At 33.4% G+C, this 13,442-nt stretch carries 14 protein-coding genes; 12 read left to right on the top strand and 2 right to left on the bottom strand.

Going from position 1 to position 13,442, the window contains the following annotated elements; all coding sequences use genetic code 11:
• Positions 1-77 precede the first annotated feature (77 nt).
• The 3 genes from ACNDLV_RS01160 to holA are packed head-to-tail and all read left to right on the top strand — an operon-like array spanning position 78 to position 3,949.
• The gene (locus ACNDLV_RS01160; RefSeq protein WP_006587199.1) at positions 78-728 is read left to right on the top strand and encodes a helix-hairpin-helix domain-containing protein; all 651 of its coding nucleotides are present in this window, start codon (positions 78-80) and stop codon (positions 726-728) included.
• Positions 697-2,949: a DNA internalization-related competence protein ComEC/Rec2 gene (locus ACNDLV_RS01155; RefSeq protein WP_006587200.1), complete on the top strand. Its 2,253-nt coding sequence runs from the start codon at positions 697-699 to the stop codon at positions 2,947-2,949. Before ACNDLV_RS01160 ends, ACNDLV_RS01155 begins: the two co-directional genes overlap by 32 nt.
• A 13-nt stretch (positions 2,950-2,962) precedes the next feature.
• The gene (gene holA, locus ACNDLV_RS01150; RefSeq protein WP_006587201.1) at positions 2,963-3,949 is read left to right on the top strand and encodes a DNA polymerase III subunit delta; all 987 of its coding nucleotides are present in this window, start codon (positions 2,963-2,965) and stop codon (positions 3,947-3,949) included.
• A 51-nt stretch (positions 3,950-4,000) separates the two neighbouring features.
• Here the strand turns inward: holA and rpsT are convergent, their stop codons facing one another.
• On the bottom strand, positions 4,001-4,252 hold the full coding sequence (gene rpsT / locus ACNDLV_RS01145) for a 30S ribosomal protein S20 (RefSeq protein ID WP_006584553.1): 252 nt from the start codon (positions 4,250-4,252) through the stop codon (positions 4,001-4,003).
• Between the two features lie 206 nt (positions 4,253-4,458).
• On the opposite strand from rpsT, the gene rpsO reads away from it, so the two are divergent.
• The 7 genes from rpsO to yihA all read left to right on the top strand — a co-directional run bounded on the left by rpsO (position 4,459) and on the right by yihA (position 12,284).
• Positions 4,459-4,728 carry a 30S ribosomal protein S15 gene (gene rpsO / locus ACNDLV_RS01140; RefSeq protein ID WP_006586592.1) on the top strand — a complete coding sequence of 90 codons (270 nt, stop codon included), beginning with the start codon at positions 4,459-4,461 and terminating at the stop codon, positions 4,726-4,728.
• Between the two features lie 139 nt (positions 4,729-4,867).
• Positions 4,868-6,607 (top strand): ribonuclease J, encoded by a 1,740-nt coding sequence (locus ACNDLV_RS01135; RefSeq protein ID WP_006587202.1) that lies wholly within the window; start codon positions 4,868-4,870, stop codon positions 6,605-6,607.
• Complete coding sequence (locus tag ACNDLV_RS01130) at positions 6,600-7,433, top strand: hypothetical protein (protein ID WP_006587203.1); 834 nt, start codon at positions 6,600-6,602, stop codon at positions 7,431-7,433. Before ACNDLV_RS01135 ends, ACNDLV_RS01130 begins: the two co-directional genes overlap by 8 nt.
• A gap of 174 nt (positions 7,434-7,607) precedes the next feature.
• On the top strand, positions 7,608-8,798 hold the full coding sequence (gene tuf, locus ACNDLV_RS01125) for an elongation factor Tu (protein WP_006584557.1): 1,191 nt from the start codon (positions 7,608-7,610) through the stop codon (positions 8,796-8,798).
• A gap of 201 nt (positions 8,799-8,999) precedes the next feature.
• Complete coding sequence (gene tig / locus ACNDLV_RS01120) at positions 9,000-10,313, top strand: trigger factor (protein WP_006587204.1); 1,314 nt, start codon at positions 9,000-9,002, stop codon at positions 10,311-10,313.
• 113 nt (positions 10,314-10,426) lie between these two features.
• Positions 10,427-11,710 carry an ATP-dependent Clp protease ATP-binding subunit ClpX gene (gene clpX, locus ACNDLV_RS01115; RefSeq protein ID WP_006586596.1) on the top strand — a complete coding sequence of 428 codons (1,284 nt, stop codon included), beginning with the start codon at positions 10,427-10,429 and terminating at the stop codon, positions 11,708-11,710.
• Positions 11,694-12,284: a ribosome biogenesis GTP-binding protein YihA/YsxC gene (gene yihA, locus ACNDLV_RS01110; RefSeq protein WP_006587205.1), complete on the top strand. Its 591-nt coding sequence runs from the start codon at positions 11,694-11,696 to the stop codon at positions 12,282-12,284. The genes clpX and yihA overlap by 17 nt, the downstream gene beginning before the upstream one ends.
• 17 nt (positions 12,285-12,301) lie before the next feature.
• Here the strand turns inward: yihA and ACNDLV_RS01105 are convergent, their stop codons facing one another.
• Positions 12,302-12,442: an SPJ_0845 family protein gene (locus tag ACNDLV_RS01105; RefSeq protein ID WP_006586598.1), complete on the bottom strand. Its 141-nt coding sequence runs from the start codon at positions 12,440-12,442 to the stop codon at positions 12,302-12,304.
• 81 nt (positions 12,443-12,523) lie between these two features.
• Between ACNDLV_RS01105 and ACNDLV_RS01100 the strand changes: the two genes are divergently transcribed.
• Positions 12,524-12,685, top strand: a complete 162-nt coding sequence (locus tag ACNDLV_RS01100) for a nitroreductase family protein (RefSeq protein WP_080667535.1) — start codon at positions 12,524-12,526, stop codon at positions 12,683-12,685.
• Between the two features lie 23 nt (positions 12,686-12,708).
• A complete protein-coding gene (locus ACNDLV_RS01095) occupies positions 12,709-13,164 on the top strand; it encodes a nitroreductase family protein (RefSeq protein ID WP_225306026.1) in 456 nt (151 codons plus the stop codon).
• Positions 13,165-13,442 lie beyond the last annotated feature (278 nt).

Genomic DNA, 13,442 nt, shown 5'->3' with positions numbered 1-13,442 from the left:
AAAGTCTAGGAAAAAACCTAGACCTTTTTTTGTATTTAATTTCAGAAAAGAAATTTTAATGATTTTGAGGTTAAATAATGAATTTTGAAGAATTTAAAGATTGGATAATTAAGTATAAGGTGTGGGTAATAGTAAGCTTACTAGGAATTGGCATATTAATATTTTGGAAATTTAACAGTAATTCACAAGATGAACTAGTTTCAATAAATTCAACATCTGCCACTTCAGTTAGCCAAAGTAATTCACTATCGTCTTCAGCTGCTTCAAATATTTCAGCTTCTAAAAATGATAAAGTTACATGTGATATTTCTGGAGCAGTTAAAAATAGTGGTATTTATACCTTGAAAGCAGGGTCTAGAGTTGCAGATTTGATCCGAGCAGCTGGTGGAGAAACTGCTGAAGCAGATTTGAGTTCTGTTAATAGGGCAATACTTTTAAAAGATCAAGATAAAGTTTATATACCTGTTAAAGGAGAAAATTCACCTCTTGATACAACTGCAAGTCAGACTTCGTCAACAACAAGTAATAATAGTGGAGAAAAAATTCATTTAAATTCAGCAACTATAGCAGATTTGCAAAAATTAAATGGAGTTGGGCAGAAAAAAGCAGAACAAATCATTGCGTATCGTGAACAAAATGGGCCCTTTAAGAGTGTTGATGACTTAACAAAAGTTTCGGGAATAGGAGAAAAAACACTTGCAGGCTTTAAAGATCAACTTGAATTATAGTAAAAGACCAGGTTTTTATTTACTTGTTGCTTTTCTTTTAATTAGTTTTAGTTTTCTATTTTTGGAGGCAAAAACTTATTGGCAAGTTGGTGTTGCGATTGCTTTTTGCCTATTTTTTGCTCTTTTATTAATAAAGAAATTTAAAAAGACTAAGCTTGTTTTAACAATTGGCATGTTTTTATTTGGGCTACGTTTATATCAAAGTCTGCAGCTTTATTCATATCAGGGGCAAGTTATTACAATTTATCCAGATCAGATGAAAGTCAATAAAGACTACATCTCAGGAATTGGTCATTTTAAATCTGGTAGAATTTTACTTAGCTTTAAGTCATCATCTTTTATCGAAGCTGCATTAAAGCAAGGTCAAAAAGTTCAATTGATTGATATAAAATACGAGATTGGGGAAATTGAGCAAGCTCACAATTTTGGAGAAATAAATTATCGTCATTATTATGTCAGCCAAGGAATTAAAGAGAAAATCCGTATTCAAAATTATCAAATCAGGAATACAAACTATAATTTTATGGATTTTTATCATTACTTACGATTTAAACTAGAAATGTATTTTGCTAGCTTTCCAAGATTACTTGGCTTTTTCGCAAGTGAATTGGTTTTAGGAGAAAATAATAGCGATGATAACCAGCGCATACTAGATAATTATCGAAATTTAGGAGTAATCCATCTTTTAAGTATTTCCGGTCTACATGTTGGAATTTATACTTTTGTTATTTCTACTGTTTGTTATTACTTAAAAGTAACAGAAGATGAAAGTTTTGCTATTATTTGCTTTTGTTTGTTATTAGGAATTTTACTTTGTGCGGGACAAGCTGGATTTGTAAGAAGCTGTTTGACTTATTTTTTAGGTGGTTTACTGAAGAAAAAGGCTTTTCGTATCAGTAATTCTGATTTATTAGGATTAACGGCAATTGTTCATTTGTTAATTACTCCAAGATTATTTATGAACATTGGTGCGATTCTAAGTTATGTATTGGTATTAGGACTAAAAATTGTTAAGAGTGATAGTATTTTTAAACAAGGTGTGTTATTAAATCTGATATTAACACCTCTTCTTTTGTTTAATTTTTATCAGGTGAATGTGCTTACAGTGGTTTTTAATATCTTGATTGTCCCGTATTTTAATTTTGTTGTAATGCCATTAACTTTTATTAATATTTTTTTATTTAATAATTTCCTGGTTGTTTCTAAATTATTTGAAAAAATTTTAGAAATTGGAGAAACCATTATCAATAACTTTGCAGAAGCTAATATTGGGATGGTAACATTTGGAAAAATTTCCTGGTGGCAGTGTCTATTTTTGTTGATAATAAGTTTGGGTTACTTAATTTTTAGGTTAGAGAAGTTTAAGTTGAAATTACCAGCAATAACATTGATAATTGCATATTTGTTAATTTTTATTAGTATTCATTTTCCTTTACAAGGGCAGGTAACCTTTATTGATGTAGGACAAGGCGATAGCATATTAATAACCACACCAATTTTTAGAAAAAGTTATTTAATTGATACTGGTGGTAAGGTGGTTTTTGGTAATTCTAATCAGAAAAGAAGACCGCAAGTGGAACAAATAATATTGCCATTTTTAAAGGCACAAGGAATTGATCATTTAGATGGAGTGTTCCTTTCACATCAAGATGCAGATCATGTTGGTGATTTGGGGCCTTTATTAGATAAAATTAAGGTTGATAAATTGTATATGGCTCAAGGCTTGATGAATAACCCTGCTTTTTTAAAGCGAATTACTGGAAAAGTTCATAAGTCCCAGATTAAAGAGTTACTCGCTGGAGATAGGATAAATGAGGCGATAAAGTTTGATATTGTTTATCCATATCAAGCAGGGTTAGGAAAAAACGAAGATTCACTATCTTTAACTTTTCAAGTAAATAATAAGCGCTGGCTTTTTACTGGTGATTTAGATCAGGCTGGTGAAGAAATAATTGCGCAAAAAACTCCGATGAAGGTTAATTATTTTAAATTAGGGCATCATGGAAGTAAAACATCGACTTCTGAACATTTCTTGCAAATTATACATCCTGATTTAGTTTTTATTTCTGCTGGCCGAAATAATCGATATCATCATCCAAATCAGGAAACTTTAGTTAAGTTAGATAAAATGGCAATACCATATCTTAGTACACAAAGATATGGTAGTATTAGTTATCGATATGGTTTTGGAAAAGGCCATTTTGAAACTTTTTTGAGATGAATTTGAGGTAAGAATGTTAATTTCATTATTTAAAAATTCAAATGTTCAAAATAAAAACTTGCTGATTTATGGTGAAGATGCATTTTTGAATGATTATTTGATTAGAGATTATTTAGCGAGTTCTGATTTTGCAGGATTAGATTTGCAAAGAGTTGATTGCGAAAATGATGGGCTTGGTGAGTTACTAGCATCATTGACGGAAGCAAGTTTATTTTCACAACAAAAAATAATTTGGATTAAGAACCCTATTTTTTTAACAGGTAAATCACCTAAAAAGATTCAAGCAGATGTCGAAAAATTAGAAAAAGTTTTTGCTAATTTGAATTTATCTGATGATATTGTTATTATTCAAGCAAATTATGCCAATTTGGATAAGCGAAAAAAGATAACTAAGTTGAGTTTATCAGCGTTTAATTCTGTTGCAGTGCAATTTAAGCCATATGAAATTAGTGGGATAATAAAAGCAATTATTAAAGACGAAGGATATTCTATTTCTCAAAGCACGTTACATTTGCTTCTTGAAAGAAGTGATCAAGTAATGGATACTGTACTATCAAATTATTTAAAGCTCAAACTAATAGCTGATGATAATAAAAAAATCACTTTAGAAGCTGTACAAAATAATGTTGATTTATCACTGGCTCAAAATATTTTTGAAATATTGTCGTCTGCTTTTAAGAAAAATTATCAAGAAGCCATAGAGAGGCTTGAAGATCAGTTAAGAGAAGGACAGAATCCTGTTCGTATTTTGGCAGTTTTTGAAAATCAGTTAGAAGTAATATTGTCAGCGAAAATTTTGCTAGCAAGAAGACGTAGTGAAATGGATGTTGGAAAAGAATTAGGTATCCATCCATATCGCGTTAAGTTGGCTAGGCAGACTCAAGCAAGTATTCCTAAGATAAAAAAATTATTGCTAGAAGCGATAAAATTAGATCAAGGTTATAAAAATGGAACTTATCAAGGCGATGAGTTTATTAAGATGTTTTTGTTAGCTATTTAGAAATAAAAAAAGACCAGGAAATTAATCCTGGTCTTTATTGTTTGCTAGAAATTACTTAGCAAGCTTAGCTAAACGACTCTTGTCACGGTTAGCCTTGTTCTTGTGGATTAAGCCTTTAGATGCGGCCTTATCCAAAGCACGAGCAGCTGCCTTGTGTAAGTCGGAGGCGTTTTCTGCACCAGCAGCTTGAGCAACCTTAAACTTCTTAACAGCAGTTCTTAATTCGCTCAATTGTGCAGCACGACGCTTGTTAGCGTTAGCTTGAGTCTTAACACGCTTGATAGCTGATTTGATTTGTGGCATGAAATTCACCTCCAATATTTATCTAAAATCACATAAATTGATTATACTTAAGAAAAACTATCCTTGCAAGGTAAATTATGCTTGCTTTTTGAAAAAAATATAGTTATTATTAATTTTGTTGTGAACCATTAACGCTGTTTGCTCGTTTCACCAGCGGCTTACGTTGTTAGTGGCGATTATTTTATTTATAGAAAGGTGTTATTGAAATGTCAATTTCAAAAGCAAGAAAAAACGAATTAATTAAAGAATACGCAACTCACGAAGGTGATACTGGTTCAGTTGAAGTACAAGTTGCAGTTTTAACTGAAGACATTAACAACTTGAACGCTCACTTGAAGGCCCACAAGCAAGACCACCATTCATACGTTGGTTTGCTTAAGAAGATTGGTCACCGTCGTAACTTGCTTCGTTACTTAGCAGAAAACGATATTGAACGTTACCGTACTTTAATTAAGAAGTTAGGTTTACGTCGTTAATATATTCTTTAATGAGAGTCAGCTTATGCTGACTCTTTTTTTTGCTGTCAAAATCGCCGTTCTATGCTAAAATTAGAAAAGACTAGCACGTTTTGATCAAATGATCCTAAAATAAAATATTTATAGAGAAGGAATATTAATGGCAGATTTTAATATAAAAATTATGATTGTTAGCGGTGTCCGTGAACAAGGAAAGGACATGTTCGCTGTTCAGGTTAATGATGAAATTTTTGTTCTTGATGCAGGTTTAAAATATCCAGATAGTTCATTATTTGGAATTGATGTTGTAATTCCAGACATGGAATTTTTTGATAAATATAGTGATAAAATCGCAGGAATCTTTTTGACTCATGGTCATGCAGATTCAATTGGTGCTTTACCATATATTTTAAGAAGACATGACATTAACATTTTTGGTTCAGAATTAACAATTGAACTGGCTAAGTTGGAAGTTCAACGCGAAAATCATCGTCGAAAAAATCACCTTTTCCATGTGATAGATGCTGAAACTGAGATTGACTTTAGAAATGCTAGTGTTTCATTCTTCCATACAACTCATTCAATTCCAGGTTCACTGGGTATTGTAGTTCACACGCCAGCTGGTGGGGTTGTTTATACTGGTGATTTTAAGTTCGATCCATCTGCTAGTGCACAATACCGTACTGATATGGATCGTTTAGCAGAAATTGCTACTAAAGGTGTTTTAGCCCTTTTAAGTGATTCATCAAATGCTGAAGCAGATTTCCCTAATGCTTCAGAAAAAGAAATTGGCGATTACGTTAGCGAAGTCTTTTCTAATGCTACTGGCAGAATTATTGTGGCAGCAAAAGCTTCTAACTTTACGAGATTGCAACAAGTTTTTGATGCAGCAAAGAAAAATAATAGAAAAGTCTTGTTGACCGGCCGTGGAGTAAATAAGATTGTTCAAATTGCGTTAAAACTTGGATACTTACAAGCTGATTCAAAACTGTTTGTTCATTCTAAGGAATTGAAAAAGTATAAAGATAATCAATTGGTAGTATTAGAAACAGGGCGAATGGGAGAGCCACTTCAATCTCTTCAAAAGATGGCAACTAATCGTCATAGAATGGTTTCTATTCATCAAGGTGATTTGGTATTTATTGCAACAACACCTTCACATGCAGTTGAAACAATGGTTGCCCAAACAAGTGATATGGTTTATCGTGCCGGTGGGACCGTAACACAGTTAGCCTATGCAAAACATACTAGTGGACATGCAACTGGTAGAGATTTGCAATTGCTCATTTCTACTTTGAAGCCTAAGTTCTTAATTCCAGTAATTGGTGAATATAGATTGCTTGAAATACATCGTAATTTAGCTATCGCAACAGGCATGAAGCCCAAAGATATTTATATAACTAAAAACGGTGATTGCTTAAGCTTACAAAAAGGACGGTTTTACTTAACTGATCCTGTACCTGGTGAAGATACAATGATTGATGGCAGTGGTATTGGGGATGTAGGTAATATTGTTTTGCGAGATCGTGAAATTTTATCTGATGATGGAATTTTTATTGCAGTTGCTACTATTGATCGTAAGAAGAAAAAGATAATTGCCGAACCTAAAGTAAGTAGTCGTGGTTTTGTTTATATTAAGGCTAATAAAGAATTAATGAATGAATCACGTGAAGTTATTAAAAAAGCAATTACAACTAATTTTGAACATAAAAAATTTGACTGGTCTGAACTAAAAACGGATGTCCGCAATAGTCTTGAAAAGTTTTTATATAAACAAACTAATCGGCGTCCAGTTGTTTTGCCAGTGATTATGGAAGTCAATCAAAACAGACATAGAGCAATGGCTCGTAAGAAAACCGAACACGAACCTAGAAGTAAAAAGGCAGAGAATAATGACTAATTTAAGTCAAAAAAACTTAATTAATTTAGCTAATGAAAGTATTGAGAAAAAAGATTTAACTCAAGCTGAAGAATATTTAGAAGAAGCTCTAAATTTGGCTTATGATGAAAAAATCGCTAAAAGTTTAATTAAGGTCTATTTGTCAGATAATAAAGAAGGTCAGGCTTATGATTTAGTGAAAGAAGAGCCTGATCTTTTTTCTGATTTAGAGATATTCACTTTATATTTAGAAACGTTAGTGAAAAATAAATTTTATATTGAATTCTTGCAACTAAAAATATTACTTGATAATCCCAAGTTGAAAGAGGTTTCGCCTGAAACTCTTGAAAAGCAGATAGAAATTATGCGAGCTTTTAAAAAAAGAAAAGTAATTAGACAGCAAGATTATCAAAGTTTATTTAAGTTAGATTTGAATAATTTTGTTAACTTTAGTAAAAGTATTTTATTAGATCCTAGTCAATCGTTTGCCTTACGACTAGCTATTTGTGAGGATTTAGTAAAACTTAGAATAGACGAAAATATACCAATAATTGTTTTAAATAAAATGACAGATTTCAACCCATCATTAACCCAATTATTGGCTAAAAATACTGTATATCAAGAAATTATTAGTTCTATTGGTGATCGATTAAGTAAAAATCCATCCATGTTGCCAACAGTTCTAAGCGAAACTAATTTATTATTGGGAACAATTTATCCTAAAATTGAAGAGTTTGTAGATGAGCCCGATTCTTTTAGTAAAGATTTGGTGAATTTTGTCCTAGATAGAAATGGTGGAGAACACCAAGAAATTCTTACAAAAATCTATCAAAATATAAGTCATTAAAGATTTTAAATAAAATGGTTTACATTTTCGTGTAATCAGGTATAATCATATAAGGATATTTTCATGAGCAAGAGACTAGTCGATTGCGAATGAAAGTAGTACAATATTCAACAGAGAATTATCCGTTAACTTATCTCAACGGACTTCTTGCAAATTTACAGGAGGGTCATTTTAATGGCAGAAAAAGAACATTACGAAAGAACCAAGCCGCACGTTAACATTGGTACTATCGGACACGTTGACCACGGTAAGACCACTTTAACTGCAGCTATTACTACTGTTTTGGCAAAGCAAGGCTTAGCACAAGCTTCTGATTACTCACAAATCGATGCTGCGCCAGAAGAAAAAGAACGTGGTATCACTATCAACACTGCCCACGTTGAATACGAAACTGAAAACCGTCACTACGCACACATGGATGCCCCAGGTCACGCCGACTACATCAAGAACATGATTACCGGTGCTGCACAAATGGATGGTGCTATCTTAGTTGTTGCTGCAACTGATGGTCCTATGCCACAAACTCGTGAACACATTTTGCTTGCTCGCCAAGTTGGTGTTGAATACATCGTTGTATTCTTGAACAAGTGTGACTTAGTTGACGATCCAGAATTGATCGACTTAGTTGAAATGGAAGTTCGTGACTTGTTATCAGAATACGATTACCCTGGTGACGATGTTCCAGTTATTCGTGGTTCAGCATTGAAGGCTTTACAAGGTGACCCAGAACAAGAAAAGGTTATCTTGGAACTTATGAAGACTGTTGACGAATACATCCCAACTCCAGAACGTCAAACTGACAAGCCATTCTTGATGCCAGTTGAAGACGTATTTACTATCACTGGTCGTGGTACTGTTGCTTCAGGCCGTATCGACCGTGGTCAAGTTAAGGTCGGCGATGAAGTTGAAATCGTTGGTTTAACTGATGACGTTAAGAAGTCAGTTGTTACTGGTTTGGAAATGTTCCACAAGACTTTGGACTTAGGTGAAGCCGGCGATAACGTTGGTGTATTGCTTCGTGGTGTTGACCGTGATGAAGTTGTTCGTGGTCAAGTTTTAGCACAACCAGGTTCAATTCAAACCCACAAGAAGTTTAAGGGCCAAGTTTATGTTTTGAAGAAGGACGAAGGTGGTCGTCACACTCCATTCTTCTCAGACTACCGTCCTCAATTCTACTTCCACACTACTGACGTAACTGGTGCTATTGAATTACCAGAAGGTACTGAAATGGTTATGCCTGGTGACAACACTGAATTTACTGTTGAATTAATCAAGCCAGTTGCCGTAGAAAAGGGTACTAAGTTCACTATTCGTGAAGGTGGACGTACTGTTGGTGCCGGCCAAGTTACTGAAATTCTTGACTAATCCAACGCTTTTAAAGAAATGTACTTGCGTTTGCAAGTGCATTTTTTTTATCTAAAATTTGAGATATTTATAAGTTTATTTTACATTTCAACAAGTTTTTTAAGAAAATTTCGCTTAAATTTGAGTTTTAGCGCCATTTAGGGTAAGATAGTTGAGTGTACAATAGCAAACCCAAATTTGACATCGGAGGTATTGAATTAAATGTCTGCAAAATGGGAAAAAACCGGTAAAACTACTGGTGAATTAACTTTTGAAATTTCACAAGAAGAAATTAAATTAGGTTTAGATCAAGCTTTTAACCGTGTAAAGAAGAACTTGCGTGTACCTGGTTTTAGAAAGGGCCACGTAAGCCGTGTTATTTTTAACCAATACTACGGTGAAGAAGCACTTTATGAAGATGCTTTAAACTTAGTATTGCCTAACGCTTATACTGCAGCTGTTAAGGAAGCTAAGATTGAAGCTGTTGGTCAACCAAAGATTGAACCAGTTTCAATGGACAAGGATAAGGCTTGGACTATGAAGGCTACTGTATCTGTTAAGCCTGAAGTAGAACTTGGCGATTACAAGGGTATCGAAGTTCCTAAGCAAAACACTCGTGTTTACCAAAAGGACATTGATGCTGAATTAGAAAAGAAACGTGAACAAAATGCTGAACTTGTTTTAAAGGATGACAAGGCAGCTAAGGGTGACACTGTTACTATCGATTACAAGGGTACTATTGATGGTAAGGCTTTTGATGGTGGTAGTGCAGAAAACTATTCACTTGAACTTGGTTCAAATACCTTTATTCCAGGTTTTGAAGACCAACTTGAAGGCCACAAAGCTGGAGATGAAGTTGACGTTGTTGTAACCTTCCCAGAAGATTACGGTGCAAAGGACTTAGCTGGTAAAGAAGCACACTTTGCAACTAAGTTACATGAAGTTAAGTCAAAAGAACTTCCTAAGTTAGATGACGAGTTTGCTAAAGACGTTGATGATTCAGTTGAAACTCTTGATGAATTAAAGGAAAAGATCAAGAAGCAATTGAAGGAAGATAAAGAAGCTGCAGCACAAGATGCAATCCAAGAAGCAGCAATTACTACTGCAGTTAAGAATGCCAAGATTGACGAAATTCCTGATGCTATGATTCAAGAAGATGTTGATACTCAACTTAACCAATACTTGGGTAACATGCAACGTCAAGGTATTGACCCACAAACTTACTTCAAGTTGACTAACACTACTGAACAACAATTACGTGCTCAACTTTCTACTGATGCTGCTGAAAGAGTTAAAACTAACTTAGTTCTTGAAGCAATTGTTGCTAAGGAAGACTTGAAGGCTGACAAGAAGGAAATTGAACAAGAAATTAAAGATCTTGCAGCTGAATACAACATGGATGAAAAGACTGTTCGCAACACTTTAACTGATGACATGCTTTCACATGATATTGCTGTACGTAAGGCAATGAATCTTATTACTGACAGTGCAAAACAAGTTGGTAAAGCACAACTTGAAAAAGACTCTGACAAGTAATCTTATTTCTTAAAAAGAGCGGCTTTTAGCCGCTTTTTTTCTTGAGAGCAAATTCTAGCCTTTAATTGAACTTTTATGCTAATCTTAGTGTTAACTATAAGAGGAGGAAAAAGATGGCTACAAAATATCCTGATGGAGTTGACGAAATAACCTGTTCTTTTTGTGGTAAGACCCAAGCTCAAGTAAAGAAAATGATAGCAGGTAATGGAGTTTATATTTGTAATGAATGTGTGGCTCTGTCAAAAGAGATTATTGATGATGAATTGAAGGCCGATTCATTAAAAGAAACTAAAGACTTGCCCAAACCTGTCGAAATTAAGAAGCAATTAGATGAATATGTTGTAGGGCAAGATCGGGCTAAAAAAGTTTTGAGTGTTGCTGTTTACAACCACTATAAGCGGATTAATCAAATGGATATTGATGACAGTACAGAATTACAAAAGTCCAATATCGCATTGATTGGCCCAACTGGCTCAGGTAAAACTTATTTAGCTCAAACTTTGGCAAAAATTTTAAATGTTCCTTTTGCAATTGCTGATGCAACCACTTTAACTGAAGCTGGTTATGTTGGTGAAGATGTAGAAAATATTTTATTAAAGCTGATTCAAAATGCCGATTATGATATTGAAAGAGCACAAAGGGGAATTATCTATATTGATGAAATTGATAAAATCTCTAAAAAAGCTGAAAATGTTTCAATAACTCGTGATGTATCAGGTGAAGGCGTTCAACAAGCTTTATTAAAGATTCTCGAAGGAACCATCGCCTCTGTGCCGCCTCAGGGAGGCCGTAAGCACCCACAACAAGAATTGATTAAGATTGATACTAAGAATATTTTATTCATCGTTGGTGGGGCTTTTGATGGCATAGAAGGCATTGTAAAATCCCGATTAGGTAAAAAGACTATTGGCTTTGGTGCAGAAAGTAAATTTGATGAATTTGATCATGATGCTGATAGCTGGAATAAGTACTTGACAACAGGTGATTTAGTTAAATTTGGTTTAATTCCTGAATTTATTGGACGAATTCCTGTTATTTCAACTTTGGATAAATTACAAAAAGCTGATTTGATTAGAATTTTAACTGAACCTAAAAATGCTTTAGTTAAGCAGTATCAGAAATTATTTGAGATTGATAAAGTCAATTTGCATTTTAGTGATGGAGCTTTGGAGGCAATTAGTGAACAGGCTCTTGAACGGAACATGGGTGCTCGTGGACTTAGAACTATTATTGAAAATGCGATGATGGATACGATGTACACAATTCCGAGCGAAAAAGATGTTGCGAAAGTTGAAATAACTCGTGATGTAATTACTAAACATGCTTCACCACGTATTACCCGTAAAGAAGTTAATAATGATGTAGAAATGGATGGCACGGATGAAGATAATAAGTAGTGAATACAGTGTAAGTGCTGTTCGTGAAGATCAGTATCCTCGCGATATACTTCCTGAAATAGCTCTTGCTGGTCGTTCTAATGTTGGAAAGTCTAGTTTAATTAATAGCTTTCTTAACAGAAAAAATTTAGCCAGAACATCTTCTCAACCTGGTAAAACCCAGACACTTAACTTCTATAAGGTAAATAATAGCTTTTATTTAGTTGACGTTCCTGGATATGGGTATGCGAGAGTTTCAAAAGCACAGCGTGAACAATTTGGTGAAATGATTCAAGATTATCTCGAAACAAGAGGAAATCTTGAAGGCTTGATTATAATAATTGATGCGCGGCATGAACCAACTGTAGACGATATAGCAATGTATAATTATGCTTTGTTGTTGGATTTACCTATTTTAGTTGTCGCAACTAAAATGGATAAAATAAAGAAGTCACAATATAACAAAGTCTTTAGTAATTTGCGTAAACATTTAGATTTGGATCATGATAATGTTTCAGTCTTAACCTATAGTTCAGAATCTAAATTACATCTTGCTGAATTAAACAAGTGGATAGAAGATAAGATTTGCCTATAAAAAAATGAGTAGCTGAGCTACTCATTTTTTTCATTTGGTTTTTGTTCTGATCCCTTTTTTCCTTTTTGTTTGGCAGTCTTTTTTGGATCGTCAGGGAAAATAGCAAATTGATTAAGCATTTTTTCTAATTCGTCTTCTCGCTTGAATGTTAAACCCATTTATATCGCTCCTTTGTTCTAATTGTCTTTATAGTATAAAATGAAACTGTAGTTTGTAAAGTAAAAAGAAAAGAGTATGTTATGGAAACTAAGCAGGCAATTGAAGATAGACATAGTGTTCGAGTTTTTACCAATAAAGATATTGAAATTAACAAATTAAAAAAATTAGTAAAATTAGCTCAAATGGCTCCATCTTGGGTTAATAGTCAGCCATGGAAGATATATCTTGCCAAAGGAAATTAAAGACTTTGCACTTAGAAAATAGTATGGCTGGTAAAATTACTGCTTCTGAATGGCCACCAATGCACCGGATAAATTGGGATGAATTTCCAAGAGATAATATGGCAAAACTCAATTTAAGTCGTACAACTTTTTTAACTAAGGATGAGCTAGACACAGGTTGGACAAAAGTACAGCAAAATTTATATTATGCCCCAGCTGTCTTTTATTTAACAATTCCAAAAAATAGTAGCAATTGGTCAATTTATGATTTAGGAGCTTTTTCTCAGACTTTAATGCTTGCTGCAACAGATATTGGGTTAGGGAGTATGGTAGCATATGAATTTGTTAAATATCCTGATGAAATAAGACAAGTATTACCAATTCCGGAAAAAGAAGCAATTGCGGTCGGAATTGCAGTGGGTTATGAAGCGGAAAACCATATCAATAACTTTAAATCAGAACGATTATCTTTAGATAAGGTTTTACAAATTTTTGATTAGCAAGTATAACAAATCTTAAATACAAAACAAAATATGTATATTAAAGTATTTTTATATTGCACTATATTATATAAAAGCGTATTATTATATACGGCCTTAGGGCCGGATTATATCAAAGATTCCTATTTTGATTATAATCACTCCTGAAACTTTTTATTTTAAAAGTTAAAACTCTTTTTTCATGTGTTTGTTCATAATAATTATAAAAAGATATATTCTAATTTGAATATATCTTTTTTGTTTACTACATAGTTAAGAATTTGAAACTGTCAAATTTT

The sequence above is a fragment of the Lactobacillus fornicalis genome (assembly GCF_055362665.1).
This window is presented reverse-complemented; position numbering and strand designations above follow the sequence as displayed.